Below are 13838 nucleotides of genomic sequence, written 5' to 3'. Positions count from 1 at the left end.
GGGAGGCGCAACGAGGGGGTGTCGTCGTGCGTCCCTATGATCACCACGTCGCTGGCTTCCCGGGAGGACCCACATGTCACGCCACCGCGCACTCGCGCTCGTCCTTGGGCTGCTCTGCGCCCTGACCACCCTCACGGGCGTCGCCGCGACCGGCTCCGCGTCCGCCGCCGCTGCGCCCTCCGCGTCGGGCTCACGTGCCGCCTTCGCCCCGATGCAGCTCGGCGACCGCGGCTGGCGGGTGCGGGTGCTCCAGAGTCGGCTGCACCAGCTCGGCCTCCACTCCGAGGTCGTGACCAACACGTTCGACCGCGAGACGCGCGACGGCGTCGCGACCGTCCAGCGTCGGCGCGGCTGGACCGCCGACGGCGTCGTGGACGAGCGCACGTGGCTCAAGATCGTCAGCCTCACGACCCAGCCGACGACCGAGGCGCTGCACAACGTCTACACGCCCGGCAAGCCGCTGCTGCAACGTGGCGACGCCGGCATGTGGGTGCGCCAGGTCCAGGCCCGGCTCACGCAGGTCCGCTGGTACGACGCCCGGGTGACCGGTCGCTACACGCAGGCGACCGTGAAGGCGGTGGAGGGGTTCCAGGCCAAGCGCCGGATCCCGGTGACCGGTGCGGTCGACCGGCGCACCCTCACGCGGCTCAAGGAGATGACCCGCGAGCCGACCAAGGCCGAGCTCTTCAACATCGTGCCCTCCGGCCCCGCCCTCGACCCGCGCTGCCTCACGGGCCGGGCGATGTGCGTCGACAAGACGTCGCGCTCGCTGCGCTGGGTCGTCGACGGCTCCGTCCTCGAGACCGTCGAGGTCCGCTTCGGCTCCGACGAGCTGCCCACCCGCGAGGGGGCGTTCACGGTCTTCCGCAAGTCGCGCGACCACGTGTCGAGCCTCTACAACACCCCGATGCCGTTCGCGATGTTCTTCTCGGGCGGGCAGGCCGTGCACTACTCCCCCGACTTCGCAGCCAACGGCTACAACGGGGCGTCCCACGGCTGCGTCAACGTGCGCGACCGCGCGGTCGTGGCCTGGCTGTTCGACCGGGTCAGGCTCGGCGACAAGGTGATCGTCTACCGCTCCTGAGCGAGCCGGCTCAGGAGCCGGTGCTGCCGGCGAGCGAGAAGGCGGAGTCCAGACCCTCGCCCGCCCGCCCACGGCGCGGGAGCGACGCCGAGGACGCCTCGACCTTCGGCGCTGCGGGTACGGCGACCACGGCGTGCTCGCGCGACAGCTCGAGGCGGATGGCCGGGTGGTGCGCGACGCGACCGATGCGGAAGCCCAACGTCGTGGCCAGGCCGCTGATGGTGCGGTTGACCCGGGCGTCCATGACCAGCACCCGCAGCCGGTCGCCCCACCAGGGAGCGAGGGCGGACACCTCGGCGGCGAGCTTGCGCGCCCGCGAGCCCTGGCGTGCCTCGGCCACGTGGGCCGACATCGCCTCGAGCACGTCGCGGGGCGTCTCGTGCCACGCGGACCCGTTGACGGTCGCGGACTCCAGCAGGTGCTCCAGCACCCTGGCCGCCTCGCGGTCGAGCAGCACGTGCGTGGGTCGGACGTGGGTGAGGGCGCCCTCGAGCTGGTCGGGCGTCTCGACCCACGCGAGGGTGCACCCCGACGTGAGGTGCGCGTCGCGCGCGACGGTCGTGAAGCGGTCGGTCGCCTCACCGGTCAGCAGGACGACGTCGGTGCCGGTGAGGTCGGACAGCGCGCCGGAGCACTCGGGCCGGAAGAGCCACGCCTGGCTCTTCTCCCGCGGCAGTCCCAGCACCGGCGAGGACGATGCGCCGGCGCGGGCGTCGGCGACCCAGGGCAGCAGGTCGGGCTGGCGCTTGCGCCGCTCGAGCCCCATCCCCCGCAGGCGTTCCCACGAGCGGTCGTCGCACTCGAAGAGCTGGGCGTCGGCCAGGGCGGCACGCCGCAGCAGCGACAACCGGCTCTCGTGGTCGACGACGACGAGGCGCACCTCGACCTCGTCGAGGAGCCGACCCACCTCCGCAGCGTCGAGGTGCTCGGGGAGCAGCAGCGGCACCGCCCCGGCGACCCGGGTGGCAAGCTCGAGCTCGAGCTGGCGGGCACCTGTCGCGACCCGGATGACGACGACCTGACCGGGGTTGACCCCGGCCTCGATCATGCCGGCAGCGCCGTCGATCACCCGCCGGTAGAGCTCGTTCCACGTGAGCGAGGTCCACGTCCCGTCCCGCAGCTCGGTCACGGCGACCTCGAGCGCGCGATTGCGCGCGTGGCGCTCCAGCCGGACGAGAGGAGATTCGTGGGCAGGCACGTGCGGGCTCCTTGGGGGGTGGCGGTTACCGAGGCAACCTAGGTGACGTGCACCTCTCCTGTTCGCCGTTTGGCCGATCTCCCCTCCTCCCCCTCCACGCCTCGGCGTAGGCTGCCCCCTCGTGACGATCCCCGCGTCCGCCTCCACCCCGCCGCTCGTCGTGCGCACCGTCCCCGTGGACCTGGCGGACCTCCCCCTCCTCGACCTGCTGCCCCGGCACGAGCCGGTCAGCTGGCTGCGCCGCGGCGAGGGCCTGGTGGGCTGGGGCGTCGCGGCACGACTGGAGACCTCGGGACCGACCCGGTTCAGCGACGCGGTGAAGTGGTGGTCCGAGACCGTCGCCCGCGCCCAGGTCGAGGACCAGGTCGCCGAGCCCGGCACGGGCCTCGTCTCGTTCGGAGCCTTCGCGTTCGCCGACGAGCCCGGCGAGTCGCTGCTCGTCATCCCGCAGGTCATCGTGGGCCGCCGCGGCGACCGGACCTGGCTGACCACCGTCTCGGTCGAGGCACCCACGCTCGCCCACGCTCCCGCCCCCGAGCCGCCCGTCGGCCTCGTCTTCTCCGACGGCGCCCGCAACGGCGAGGAGTGGATGACGGTCGTGGCCGAGGCGGTCCGCCGGATCTCCGCCGGCGACCTGGAGAAGGTCGTGCTCGCCCGCGACCTCATCGCGACCACCGACGAGCCGCTCGACGTCCGCTGGCCGCTGCACCGGCTCGCCGAGCAGTACGAGATGTGCTGGACCTTCCACGTGGACGGCCTGTTCGGTGCCACCCCCGAGATGCTCGTGCGCCGCGAGCGCGGCCTGGTGACCTCCCGCGTGCTGGCCGGCACGATCCGGCGTACGGGCGACGACGAGCGCGACCTCGCGCTGGCCGCGACCCTCGCCCGCTCGTCGAAGGACCTCGAGGAGCATGAGTACGCCGTGCGCTCGGTCGCCGACGCCCTCGAGCCGCACTGCTCGTCGATGAACGTGCCAGAGGCGCCGTTCGTCCTCCACCTGCCCAACGTCATGCACCTGGCCACCGACGTCAACGGCGTCGTCCACGACAACGCGACGTCGCTGCAGCTGGCCGAGTCGCTCCACCCCTCGGCGGCGGTCGGGGGCACCCCGACCACCGACGCGACCCGGCTCATCGCCGAGATCGAGGGGATGCCGCGCGAGCGCTACGCCGGCCCCGTGGGCTGGATGGACGCCTCCGGTGACGGCGAGTGGGGCATCGCGCTGCGCTCCGCGATGGTGACCGAGTCGGGCGTGCGGCTCTTCGCGGGCTGCGGCATCGTGGCGAGCTCGGACCCCGAGGCCGAGCTGGCCGAGTCGCAGGCGAAGTTCGTGCCGGTCCGCGACGCGCTCGGCGCCGGCTGACCTACAGGTCCCGGCCCGGCTCGCGCCGCTCGAACACCTGACCCGCGGGCAGCAGGTTGCCCATGTGGGTGGCGACCATGTCGAGGCCGATGTCGCTGTAGACGCGGTCGTGGATCGCCAGCGAGCGGGGCGCCGCGACCTCGCGCACGAAGTCGATCGCCTCGCTGACCTTGAGCCACGGCGCGCTCACCGGCGCGAGGAGGACGTCGACCTCGCGACCGGGAGGCGTCAGCGCGTCACCCGGGTGGTAGACGCTCGATCCCCCGGACTCCAGGACGAAGCCGGAGTTGTCGAAGCGGTCGTAGTCGGGGTGGATCACCGCGTGCTTCTCGCCCACGACCTCGACCGCCGTGCCGGCGACCTCGAGCCGGTCGCCGGGACGCACGACCGTCACGCGGTCGGCGACCTCGGGCGCCTGCTCGCGCAGCAGCCGCTCGACCGCGGCGATGGTCCAGATCGGCACGCCGCTCCCGCGGAGGTGGTCGGGATGCACGTGGTCGGGGTGCTCGTGGGTGATCAGGACGGCGTCTGCGCCCTCGAGCGCAGCGGGGTCGGTGAACACTCCCGGGTCGATGACGACGACACCGCCGTCGCCCTGGACCCGGACGCAGGCGTGGCCGAACTTGGTGATCCGCATGGTCACCACACTAGGCGCGCCCCACGAGTGGGGAATCGTCGTACTGGTGGGACAGAAGGTTAGGGTGGGGCAGCCTCCGACGGGTGGAGTGCCCTGGGGGAATCGCCAATCGCACCCGAGACGAAGAGAGTCCTACATGTCTGCACGCCGCGTGCTCGCAGGCAGCGCCGTCGCGCTGCTCCTGCCCGCGTCCCTGCTCCTGACGGTCGAGACCGGCTCGGCCACCGACTCCGCGGCACGCCCCGCGTCGACGTCGGTGACCAAGAAGGCCAGCCAGAAGATCAGCCTGGAGGTGCTCCCGCAGATCGTCCAGCAGGGCAAGCGCACCGCCAGCGCCGACTCGGCCAAGGGCGCCGTCACCGCGACCATCAAGCCGGTCAAGGTCGGCCGCAAGGTCGTCCTCGAGCAGCTCAACGGCTCCTCGTGGAAGAAGGTCGGCACCGCCAAGCAGGAGAAGTCCGGCCGCGCCTACTTCTCCGCCGTCGTGTCCAAGGGCGGCGCCGCCCTGACCTACCGCGTCACCGCGCAGAAGTTCAAGGGCCTCAAGAAGGTCTCCAGCACCTCCGCCGACACGACGCAGTGGCTGACCCCGACCTTCACCGACGAGTTCTCCGGCAGCACCCTCAGCCCGGTGTGGGGCATGCGCGGCCAGAAGTACGAGCCGCAGAGCAAGCGCAAGTGCTCCAAGGGTGACCCGAAGGCCGTCAAGGTCGGCAGCGGCGCCCTGCGCCTGAGCGTCATCAAGGACAAGTCGGCCAAGGGCAAGTGCACGGCCACCTCGCGCAAGAAGAAGGAGAAGATCTCCTACCGCCTCAACGGCCACGTCGGCACCGAGGGTGGGTTCGACTTCCGCTACGGCGTCGCCGCCGCGCGCATCAAGATGCAGAAGGCCCAGGGCCAGCACGCCAGCTTCTGGTCGCAGCCCAACGGTGGCAACTGGTCAGGCAGCGACGGCCACGAGATCGACATCATCGAGTACTTCGGTGACAAGCACCCGCAGGGTGGCCTCACCAGCTTCATCCACTGGTACAAGGGCAAGAAGCTCATCAAGACCGGCTCGTGGATCAAGGACTCGAAGTCGTTCCTGAAGAACAAGAAGGACGGCTGGTCGAAGAACTACCACGTCTTCTCGGTCCAGTGGACGCCCAAGACGATCATCTTCCGCATCGACGGCAAGGAGACCTGGCGCACGTCGGCCCGCGTCTCGAAGGCCCGCCAGTACCTCATCCTGAGCCTGCTCGCCTCCGACTACGAGGCGCTGGAGATGCCGGACAAGAAGCTCCCGCAGCACATGTACGTCGACTGGGTCCGCGTGTGGGAGACCCCGCAGCCCTGATCGACTGACTCACCCAGCACGGCGATCCGCGCCCTGGACCACTCTCCCTGTCTCAGGGAAGGACCAGGGCGCGGATCTTTGCGTCCAGCTCGGCGCGGTTGTCGCGTCGTACACGCGCCTCGACGACCTCGATCCCGCCGTTGGGCGTGGCGAGGGCCTGCTCGAGCTCGGGCAGCCCGGTGACCCGCAGGTGCGGCACCCGCGCGGCCGCGCACAGGCTGGCGACGTCGACGCCGTGTGGCGTGCCGAAGAGGGTGTCGAAGCGGTCGGCGTGCTCCGGTGCGCCCTGCTCGAGCGTCGCGAAGATCGACCCGCCGTCGTCGTTGACCACGACGATCGTGAGGTCCGGGCGCTCCTCGCGCGGGCCGAGGAGGAGACCGGTCGTGTCGTGCAGGAACGTCACGTCACCCATCAGGGCCAGCGCGCGCGTGGAGCGCGGCCGGCCCAGCGCGGCGCCGATGGCCGAGCTGATGGTGCCGTCGATGCCGGCCAGGCCGCGGTTGGCGATGACCTTGCGGCGCCCGCCCACCTCGTAGCGGGCGACCATCAGGTCGAGGTCGCGGACCGGGTTGGAGGCGCCGACGAACAGCAGCCCGCCGGCCGGCAGGGCACGACTGACCGCCTCGGCCACCTCGTACGGCGTGAGGTCGGGCTCGGCGGCGAGGAACCGGTCGAGCCCGCGCGACGTGGCACGGTCCGCCTCACGCCAGGCCTCGAGCCACGCCGGGTCTCCGGACCCCGTGACGTCGACCTGGTCCACCTCGTGGGCCACGGCGAACGGGCGCTCGGCCCACCTGCCGCGGTGGCGGGCCGAGACGACCTCGACGTCGTCGCGGGCGAGCAGGCGCGCGACCGGGCGCGACAGCGTGGGGTGGCCGTGGACCACGACCCGCTCGACCTGCTGCCCCAGCTCACCGGACAGCAGCAGCCGGTAGGTGCGGACCACGTGGTCGCCGGTGCGGCACCCGCTGGACGGCTCGGCGAGGAGCGGCCAGCCCGCCTTCTCGGCGAGGACGCGGGCGGGCGGGCCCGCGTCGTCCCCGGCGACGACGACCGTGCGGGGCCCGGGCTCGAGGACGAGTCGCTCCACGGGAGCGGCTGGCGTGACCGGCCATGACGGCGGGTCATCGGCGGCGACCTCCCAGCCCCCGTCGTCGGGCAGCAGCGGCTCGTCGAGCTGCACGTTGAGGTGCACCGGCCGGTTGCCCCCGTGGCCGCGGACGAACGCGAGGATCGGGTCGAGATCGGCGGCGGCGACGTCGAGCGTCGGGGCGAAGGAGCCGAAGATCCCGACCTGGTCGGTGGTCTGGTTGGCGCCGGAGCCCCGGAGGCGCGCGGGCCGGTCGGCGGTCACGACCACCATCGGCACACCGGCGTGCGCGGCCTCGACCACGGCGGGCAGGAGGTTGGCCACCGCCGTGCCCGACGTGCAGGTCACTGCCGCGGGGCGGTTGCCGACCTTCGCGAGGCCGAGGGCGAGGAAGGCGGCGGTCCGTTCGTCGATGCGCGTGTGCAGGCGCAGGGCCCCGGCGGTGGCGGCGTCGTAGAGCGCGAAGGAGAGCGGCGCGTTGCGGGAGCCGGGCGCGATGACCGCCTCACGCACCCCGGCGCCGCGGAGCGCGGTCACCACGGTCCGGGCGAGCTCGGTCGAGGGGTTGGTCACGCTCGCTGATCCTGCCCTACCGACGCCAGCCGGCCGCGCCAGTGGGCCACCCGGTCCGCGGGAGCCGCGAGCCGCGCCAGCGCCGCGGCGTCCACCTCGGGCCGGCCCACCCTCAGCATGCCGTCGACCGGCAGCATCGGCTCGGTGACCACGTCGTCGGTCAGCAGCTGGACGGTCGCGAGCCCGCACGCGTGGTGGAGCTCGGGAAGCGCCGCCGCGAGGGCCACTCCGGCAGCGATGCCGATGCTCGACTCGACGGCACTGGAGACCACGACCGGCAGGCCGATGTCCTCGGCGATGCGCAGGCAGGCTCGCACCCCCCCGAGCGGCTGCACCTTCAGCACGGCGACGTCGGCGGCCTCGAGGTCGCGCACCCGGTAGGGGTCCTCGGCCCGGCGGATCGACTCGTCGGCGGCCACCGGCACGTCCACGCGTCGTCGTACGACAGCGAGGTCCTCGACCGCCATCACCGGCTGCTCGACGTACTCCAGGCCGCCGGCCGCGCGGTCGATCGCGGCGATCGCGCGGACCGCCTCGTCGACGTCCCACGCGCCGTTGGCGTCGACCCGCACCAGGCCGTCCGGCCCCAACGCGTCGCGCACCGCCTCGACGCGGGCGAGGTCGTCGGCCAGCGTCTGGCCACGCTCGGCGACCTTGACCTTGGCCGTGCGGCAGCCGCCGGCGGTGACGATGGCGTGCGCCCGGTCGGGGTCGGTGGCCGGGACGGTGACGTTGACGGGCACGACGGTGCGCAAGGGGTCGGGCCACCCCACGTCGGCTGCTTCGCGCGCGCAGGCGAGCCACGGGCGGGCGGTGGGGTCGTCGTACTCCAGGAACGGCGACCACTCCCCCCAACCGGCGTCACCGCGCAGCAGCACGCCCTCGCGGACCGTGATGCCGCGGAACCGGGTGCGCAGCGGGATGGAGAAGACGTGCAGGTCGTCCACCTCGTCGACGGGCGGGGCCATCAGAGCGCGGCCCTGATGGCCTGCCGGTCGACCTTGCCGTTGGGCAGCAGCGGCAGGCTCTCGACCCACCGGAACTCGCGGGGCGCCCACGACCGGGGGTGCTCGAGGCTGACCCAGTCGCGCAGCTCGGCCTCGCGGACGTTGCCGACCACGACGGCGACGACCCGCTGGCCCCACTCGGGGTCGGGGACACCGAGGACCTCGGCGTCGGTGACGAGGAGGTGCTCGCGGAGCCGCCGGGCGACGGCGGTGACCGGGACCTTCACGCCGCCGCTGACGACCACGTCGTCGACGCGGCCGATGACCTGCAGGCGTCCGTCCTCGTCGAAGCGGCCGGCGTCGGAGGTGAGGAACCAGCCGTCGACGACGGACTCGGCGGTCAGCACGGGGTCGTCGGCGTAGTGGCTGAACAGCGTCGGACCGGCGATGCGCACGCGTCCCTCGGCGCCGATCGTCACGCCGACCCCGTCGAGCGGCATGCCGTCGTAGACGCACCCGCCGGCGGTCTCGGACGAGCCGTAGGTGGCGACGACACGGACGCCCTGCTCCTCCGCGCGCCTGCGCACCGCCGGGTCGAGGCCGCCGCCGCCGACGAGGACCGCGTGGCAGCGGGCGAGGGCCGCGACCTGCTCGGGGTCGCCGACGATGCGGTGGAGCTGGGTCGGCACGAGCGAGGCGAACGTCGGGGTCCCGGCCTGGTCCGCCGCGACCGCTCCCCCGATGTCGAGGCCCTCCACGACGACGGGCTCGTGACCGGCGACCAGAGAGCGGACGATGACCTGCACCCCCGCGACGTACGACGACGGCAGCGCGAGCAGCCACCGGCCCGTCCCGCCCAGCCGCCGGGCGGAGCCCTCGACGCTGGCGAGCACGGCGCGGCGCGGGAGGACGACCCCCTTCGGCCTGCCTGTCGACCCCGAGGTCTCGATCAGCAGCGGTGGCGGGGCGTCGGCCTCCAGCCATTCCGACAGCTGCCGGATGGCGACAGAGGGCTCGTCCGAGGGCCGCAGGAAACTCACACGACGAACGCTAGTGGCTCTGCCAGCATGAGCACGATGGACGGTACCGAGACGCGGCGCGAGCCAGGGGCACAGTCCTGGTGGCAGCGGCAGCTCCCCCCGTCGCCGCTCGCGCGGTCGCTGTCGGTCCAGTCGATCCTCTTCGCGGTCGGCGAGGGCACCTTCATCACCGGCTCCGCGGTCTTCTTCACCCAGATCGTGGGCCTCTCGGCCGCCCAGGTCGGCATCGGCCTCACCGTCGCCGGCGTCGTGTCGTTCTTCTTCGCGGTGCCGGCGGGCAAGCTCGCCGACCGCGTCGGCACGAGACGCATGTGGGCGATCGGCGCCGGGCTCACCGCCCTGCTCTACCTCGTGTGGCCGCTGATCCACGGGTTCGCCGCCTACCTCGCGATGATGGTCGTGCTCGAGGTGGTCAGCCAGGCCGGCTGGAGCGGCCGCGGTGCCTACACGATCGACATCTTCACGCGCGAGGAGCGCGTCCAGTCGCAGGCCTTCATGCGGGCCGCGCTCAACATCGGGTTCACCGTCGGCGCCCTCATCGGCGGCCTCGCACTGGCGACCAACAGCGACGCCGTCGTGCGCGCCGTGCCGCTCCTCACCGGCGCCATCCTGCTCGCGAACACGTACTGGATCACCCGGCTGCCCGACCCGCCCGCGAAGGCCCCGAGACCCACCGACGACGAGGTGGTCAAGCCGCGTGCGCTGAAGAACCGGCCTTTCCTCGCCCTGATGACCGGCGACGGCGTGCTCGGCACCAACCAGGTGCTGCTCAACATCGTGATCCCGCTGTGGCTCGTGGAGGAGACCGATGCCCCGCGCGTGCTGCTCGCGTGGCTCTTCGCCACCAACACCGTGATGGCGGTGCTGCTGCAGGTCGCCGCGGCTCGCGGCGTCGACTCCGTCGCGCGGTCGCTGCGGGCGTCGTACATCTCGTCCGGCTTCTTCGTCCTGTCCTGCGCCATCGTGCTCGTCACCCACGACACGATCGGCTGGGTGACGATCGCGCTGGTCTGGCTCGGTCACGTCACGGTGACCGGTGCCGAGCTCTTCCAGTCGGCCGGCCACTGGGGCTTCATGTCGGACCTGACCGACGCCGACCAGCGCGCGGAGTACCAGGGCGCCGCCCACATCGGCGGCACCCTCGGCTCGGTGTGGGCGCCCGCGCTCTACACCTGGCTGGCGATGGAGCACGGGTCGTTCGGCTGGATCACGATCGCGGCCATCGTGGCGGTCTCGACGCTCACCATGGGACCGTCGGCCCGGGCCGCGGAGCGCTACCTCGCACGGCACGGCTCGGCGACCTGACCGGTCGCGGCCCCGGTCGTACGCCGTAGGGTCGCGGCCATGACCGCGTACTGGATCACCACCTACAAGGCCGTCCACGACCCCGACAAGGTGGCGGCCTACGCCACGCTCGCCGGACCGGCGCTCACCGCGGCGGGTGGCCGGTTCCTGGTGCGCGGCGTGCCCGAGGTGACCTTCGAGAAGGGCGAGTCCACCCGCACGATCGTGATCGAGTTCCCGTCGGTCGAGGCGGCCGTCGCTGCGCACGACAGCGAGGCCTACCAGGAAGCGCTCGGTGCGCTCGACGGCGGCGCCGACCGCGACATTCGCGTGGTGCCCGGCGCGTAGCCACTCTCCCCGACCCGTGCCATCCGCCACTGTGCTCCCTGCCGACTGCGTGGCACGGTGGAGGGATGGACGCCTTCCGGCTCGTCGCCACCGTCGTCGTGATGGTGGGGGTCGTCGTGGCCATCCTGCTGTTCGAGCGACGCAGGGCCGAGCAGATCAGGCGGGACACCGCGCGGATGGCGCAGGGCCGCCCCCCGGAGGAGGCCGAGGACGAGGACGGCCGGGCTCCGTAGCCGCGGACCGACTTCCGGCAGGCGTCGTTTTACCCACCTCAGGGTGGTGACCGACGGCTGGTCGCGACCTACGGTCCAGAGAAGTGCTGGATCTCTGTCGTGGAGGCGCAGGCGTGGAGACCAACGTGGGATCGGCGGCCCCGGCCAGGTTGCTCGCCCTGACCTTCCTGGTGGGCACCATCCTGGGCCTGCTGGGTGTGGTCCTCTGGGTGAGCGTCATGGGCGACGACGGCGGTGACGCCAGTCTGCAGGCGAGCAGCCGCAGCGTCGCTGACGAGCCGGAACCGGCGCCCCGTGACGATGCCTCGTCCGCACCGGCGCAGCAGCCGGCAGACACCCGGGAGTCGCGTTGCTCCGCAGCGGCTGCGGCGCTGAAGGCCCCGCTCGGGGCGGCGGGACCCGCCCTCCGACAGTGGGACGTGCACGTCGACGCCATGAACAAGCTCGTGGTCGGCGAGATCACCTTGCAGCAGGCGACGGCCTTCTGGAACCAGACCAGGCTGGGCGCGCAGCGGAACGTCGACCGCTTCCGCAAGGCATGGACCGCCCTCGAGCGCACGGGCGTCGACTGTCCGGCACCGGCCCTGCTGGGTCCCGCACCGGCAGCCGTGCGCTCGTGCTCCCGCCTCGTCGAGGCAGAGCTCGGCGTCGCCCGGACAGCGAAGACGTCGATCGACACCTGGGACACCCACGTGCACCACATGGACATGCTCCGGATGGGCACGCTGTCGCCCGAGAAGGCGACCGAGATGTGGCTGACGATGTGGAGGCGCGGCGTGCGCGACCTGGACGCCTACCGTGCGGCAGCGCGCAACCCGGTGCTGGAGGTGCAGTGCCCGGGTGCGGGCTCCGCCGGCTGAGCCTCAGGTGGCGACGGCCTCGCGGACCCGGTCGAGCATCGCCTGCTCGCCGGCACTGACCTGCTCCGCGCGGAAGCCCATGAAGCCGCCCTCCTTGGCGGCGTCGGCCGAGGCCTGGGCACTCGCCAGCAACCAGGCGCCGTACGCCGCTGCCTCCTCGGCAGACGCCTTGGCGGCCACGACCTCCACCACCCCGCGGAGCTCGGCCACCACCTCGTCCCCGACCGCAGGGCCGGTGGGCTTGTAGCCCTTGAGCGGATGCCGGCGTTCCTGCACCATCGCCTGCACGTCGAGCGCCACGTCGGCCAGGAGCTCCTCCCGGCTCGGCGGGCTGGTGGCGGACTTCATCGCGGCCATCGTCTCCTTCGCTGCCTCGATGGGGCCGCCCGGGTCGGCCAGGGAGATCGCCAGCCCGGCCACGAACGGTGCCCGCACGATCCGGGCCCATTCCTCCTCGGAGAAGTCGCTCTTCGTCGTCACGCCATCATCCCTTCGAGCGCGGAGGCCGCACCCCGTCCGAGGCTCGGCATGGCTCCCAGTGTCCACGGCGCCCACGGGGCTGTCATCCCGCTCGGCGGGGGAGGCGGGCGCCTCACCCGGCACGGATGATGCCTGCCGGCTACCGGTCGGGCAGCGTGTGGCGCACCTGTCCGGCTGCGTCACACCCAACGACCTCGAGGGGGATCGGTGCGCCCGAGTGTCATGACGCGACGACTCCGCCTCGGCGGCCTGCTGCTCGTGGCGCTCGGTCTGCTCACGGCCTGCGGTGGGAGTGGCGGAGAAGAAGGAGGGGGCCCGACCGTCTCGCCGACCCGGACGCCCACGGCCACCGAGCTGCCCAGCCCCACGCGTACACCCACAGGGACGTTGCCCACCCCGACCCGCACGCCGTCGGGCACGGAGAGCCCCACCCAGACCCCCACGGAAACGCCTACCGAGACCCCCACCGAGACGCCTACTGAGACGCCTACTGAGACGGTCACGGAAACGCCCACCGAGACGCCCACCGAGACGGTCACTGAAACGCCCACCGAGACCCCCACCCAGACGCCCACGGAAGCGCCCGAGGACCAGGCAGCCGAGGGACAGCCGGGCGAGGACGACGGAGTGCCGTCCTGGGTGTGGTGGGTCGCGGCCGCTGTCGTGCTGGGATGCCTCGTCGCCGTCCCACTGGTCGTACGCGGACGGCGCCGGGCCTCGTGGCAGCGCGAGCTGGAGCGCCAGGAGGCCGAGGTCGAGTGGTTCGCACGCGACCTGCTGCGCGAGCTTCGCCTCGCGGGGTCCCACGAGGAGATGGCCGGCGGCTGGGCCGTGAGCCAGGGACGCGTCGCCGCCGCCGAGGACGGGCTCACCGTGCTCGAGTCCACGGCACCGGACGACGCCGGTGAGGCCCGCGCGCGAGCGTTGCGAGACGCCGTGCGCGACGCGCGCGCCCGCATGCAACGGCTCGTCGCTCCCGGCCAGCACGACACGTGGGCCCTCGACCTGGACACCCTCATGATCGACCTCCAGGGCACGCTGCGCCCAGCGGCGACACCGACGCCCCCCGCCTGAGTCGTACGCAGTCTGCCGCCTGGTCCGGTCGTGGGTGTCGGGATCGCGGAGGATCCGGGTCGGCAGATTCAGGGAGTCGTTGCAACGCGGTTGAGATCTTCTTGGATCAACGTAGTCAGGCGTTCGCGGGGTGTGTAGTAGCCCAGGCGTTTGCGGGGACGGTCGTTGAGCTCGTCAGCGATGGTCTGCAGGTCGGTGGCGCTGTGGACCGATAGGTCGGTGCCTTTGGGGAGGTACTCGCGCAAGAGCCCGTTGATGTTCTCGTTGCTGCCGCGCTGCCAGGGCTTGTAG

At 72.6% G+C, this 13838-nt stretch carries 15 protein-coding genes; 8 read left to right on the top strand and 7 right to left on the bottom strand.

Annotated features, from left to right (window positions below; genetic code table 11):
* Window positions 1-73: 73 nt before the first annotated feature.
* On the top strand, window positions 74-1084 hold the full coding sequence (locus ACXJKB_RS04020) for a L,D-transpeptidase family protein (RefSeq protein ID WP_457185657.1): 1011 nt from the start codon (window positions 74-76) through the stop codon (window positions 1082-1084).
* Between the two features lie 10 nt (window positions 1085-1094).
* Here ACXJKB_RS04020 and ACXJKB_RS04015 read toward each other — a convergent pair whose 3' ends face one another.
* Window positions 1095-2282 carry an AMP-binding protein gene (locus ACXJKB_RS04015; RefSeq protein ID WP_457185655.1) on the bottom strand — a complete coding sequence of 396 codons (1188 nt, stop codon included), beginning with the start codon at window positions 2280-2282 and terminating at the stop codon, window positions 1095-1097.
* A 121-nt stretch (window positions 2283-2403) separates the two neighbouring features.
* Here ACXJKB_RS04015 and ACXJKB_RS04010 point away from each other — a divergent pair, with 121 nt between their 5' ends.
* The gene (locus ACXJKB_RS04010; RefSeq protein ID WP_457185653.1) at window positions 2404-3645 is read left to right on the top strand and encodes an isochorismate synthase; all 1242 of its coding nucleotides are present in this window, start codon (window positions 2404-2406) and stop codon (window positions 3643-3645) included.
* Window position 3646: 1 nt separating this feature from the next.
* Here the strand turns inward: ACXJKB_RS04010 and ACXJKB_RS04005 are convergent, their stop codons facing one another.
* Window positions 3647-4282, bottom strand: a complete 636-nt coding sequence (locus tag ACXJKB_RS04005; RefSeq protein ID WP_457185651.1) for an MBL fold metallo-hydrolase — start codon at window positions 4280-4282, stop codon at window positions 3647-3649.
* Window positions 4283-4418: 136 nt separating this feature from the next.
* Between ACXJKB_RS04005 and ACXJKB_RS04000 the strand changes: the two genes are divergently transcribed.
* Window positions 4419-5618: a glycoside hydrolase family 16 protein gene (locus ACXJKB_RS04000; RefSeq protein ID WP_457185649.1), complete on the top strand. Its 1200-nt coding sequence runs from the start codon at window positions 4419-4421 to the stop codon at window positions 5616-5618.
* Between the two features lie 52 nt (window positions 5619-5670).
* Here ACXJKB_RS04000 and menD read toward each other — a convergent pair whose 3' ends face one another.
* From menD to ACXJKB_RS03985, 3 genes are read right to left on the bottom strand one after another with little or no spacing between them, the layout of a single operon-like run.
* Window positions 5671-7281 carry a 2-succinyl-5-enolpyruvyl-6-hydroxy-3-cyclohexene-1-carboxylic-acid synthase gene (menD, locus tag ACXJKB_RS03995; protein WP_457185647.1) on the bottom strand — a complete coding sequence of 537 codons (1611 nt, stop codon included), beginning with the start codon at window positions 7279-7281 and terminating at the stop codon, window positions 5671-5673.
* Window positions 7278-8249: an o-succinylbenzoate synthase gene (locus ACXJKB_RS03990; RefSeq protein ID WP_457185645.1), complete on the bottom strand. Its 972-nt coding sequence runs from the start codon at window positions 8247-8249 to the stop codon at window positions 7278-7280. The genes menD and ACXJKB_RS03990 overlap by 4 nt, the downstream gene beginning before the upstream one ends.
* On the bottom strand, window positions 8249-9268 hold the full coding sequence (locus ACXJKB_RS03985) for an AMP-binding protein (RefSeq protein WP_457185643.1): 1020 nt from the start codon (window positions 9266-9268) through the stop codon (window positions 8249-8251). Before ACXJKB_RS03985 ends, ACXJKB_RS03990 begins: the two co-directional genes overlap by 1 nt.
* 36 nt (window positions 9269-9304) lie before the next feature.
* Between ACXJKB_RS03985 and ACXJKB_RS03980 the strand changes: the two genes are divergently transcribed.
* From ACXJKB_RS03980 to ACXJKB_RS03965, 4 genes are all read left to right on the top strand, one after another.
* The gene (locus ACXJKB_RS03980; protein ID WP_457185641.1) at window positions 9305-10573 is read left to right on the top strand and encodes an MFS transporter; all 1269 of its coding nucleotides are present in this window, start codon (window positions 9305-9307) and stop codon (window positions 10571-10573) included.
* Between the two features lie 39 nt (window positions 10574-10612).
* Window positions 10613-10900 carry a DUF1330 domain-containing protein gene (locus ACXJKB_RS03975; protein WP_457185639.1) on the top strand — a complete coding sequence of 96 codons (288 nt, stop codon included), beginning with the start codon at window positions 10613-10615 and terminating at the stop codon, window positions 10898-10900.
* Window positions 10901-10965: 65 nt separating this feature from the next.
* Complete coding sequence (locus ACXJKB_RS03970; protein WP_457185637.1) at window positions 10966-11133, top strand: hypothetical protein; 168 nt, start codon at window positions 10966-10968, stop codon at window positions 11131-11133.
* Between the two features lie 113 nt (window positions 11134-11246).
* A complete protein-coding gene (locus ACXJKB_RS03965) occupies window positions 11247-11993 on the top strand; it encodes a hypothetical protein (protein WP_457185635.1) in 747 nt (248 codons plus the stop codon).
* Between the two features lie 3 nt (window positions 11994-11996).
* On the opposite strand, the gene ACXJKB_RS03960 is transcribed toward ACXJKB_RS03965, so the two are convergent.
* Window positions 11997-12473, bottom strand: a complete 477-nt coding sequence (locus ACXJKB_RS03960) for a hypothetical protein (protein WP_457185633.1) — start codon at window positions 12471-12473, stop codon at window positions 11997-11999.
* A 222-nt stretch (window positions 12474-12695) separates the two neighbouring features.
* On the opposite strand from ACXJKB_RS03960, the gene ACXJKB_RS03955 reads away from it, so the two are divergent.
* Window positions 12696-13547 carry a hypothetical protein gene (locus tag ACXJKB_RS03955; RefSeq protein ID WP_457185631.1) on the top strand — a complete coding sequence of 284 codons (852 nt, stop codon included), beginning with the start codon at window positions 12696-12698 and terminating at the stop codon, window positions 13545-13547.
* Between the two features lie 68 nt (window positions 13548-13615).
* Here ACXJKB_RS03955 and ACXJKB_RS03950 read toward each other — a convergent pair.
* Window positions 13616-13838 (bottom strand): transposase (locus ACXJKB_RS03950; RefSeq protein WP_457185629.1); only part of this gene is annotated, 223 nt, incomplete at its 5' end.

It is taken from the genome of Nocardioides sp. P5_E3, assembly GCF_054049275.1.
Note: the sequence above shows the minus strand (reverse complement) of the source record. Positions and strands in the feature narration are given on the sequence as shown.

Excerpts from the sequence above, each read along its gene's own strand:
- ACXJKB_RS04020 (WP_457185657.1), top strand. The coding sequence starts at position 74 with ATGTCACGCCACCGCGCACTCGCGCTCGTCCTTGGGCTGCTCTGCGCC.
- ACXJKB_RS04005 (WP_457185651.1), bottom strand. The coding sequence starts at position 4,282 with ATGCGGATCACCAAGTTCGGCCACGCCTGCGTCCGGGTCCAGGGCGAC.
- ACXJKB_RS04000 (WP_457185649.1), top strand. The coding sequence starts at position 4,419 with ATGTCTGCACGCCGCGTGCTCGCAGGCAGCGCCGTCGCGCTGCTCCTG.
- ACXJKB_RS03990 (WP_457185645.1), bottom strand. The coding sequence starts at position 8,249 with ATGGCCCCGCCCGTCGACGAGGTGGACGACCTGCACGTCTTCTCCATC.
- ACXJKB_RS03980 (WP_457185641.1), top strand. The coding sequence starts at position 9,305 with ATGGACGGTACCGAGACGCGGCGCGAGCCAGGGGCACAGTCCTGGTGG.
- ACXJKB_RS03975 (WP_457185639.1), top strand. The coding sequence starts at position 10,613 with ATGACCGCGTACTGGATCACCACCTACAAGGCCGTCCACGACCCCGAC.
- ACXJKB_RS03970 (WP_457185637.1), top strand. The coding sequence starts at position 10,966 with ATGGACGCCTTCCGGCTCGTCGCCACCGTCGTCGTGATGGTGGGGGTC.
- ACXJKB_RS03955 (WP_457185631.1), top strand. The coding sequence starts at position 12,696 with ATGACGCGACGACTCCGCCTCGGCGGCCTGCTGCTCGTGGCGCTCGGT.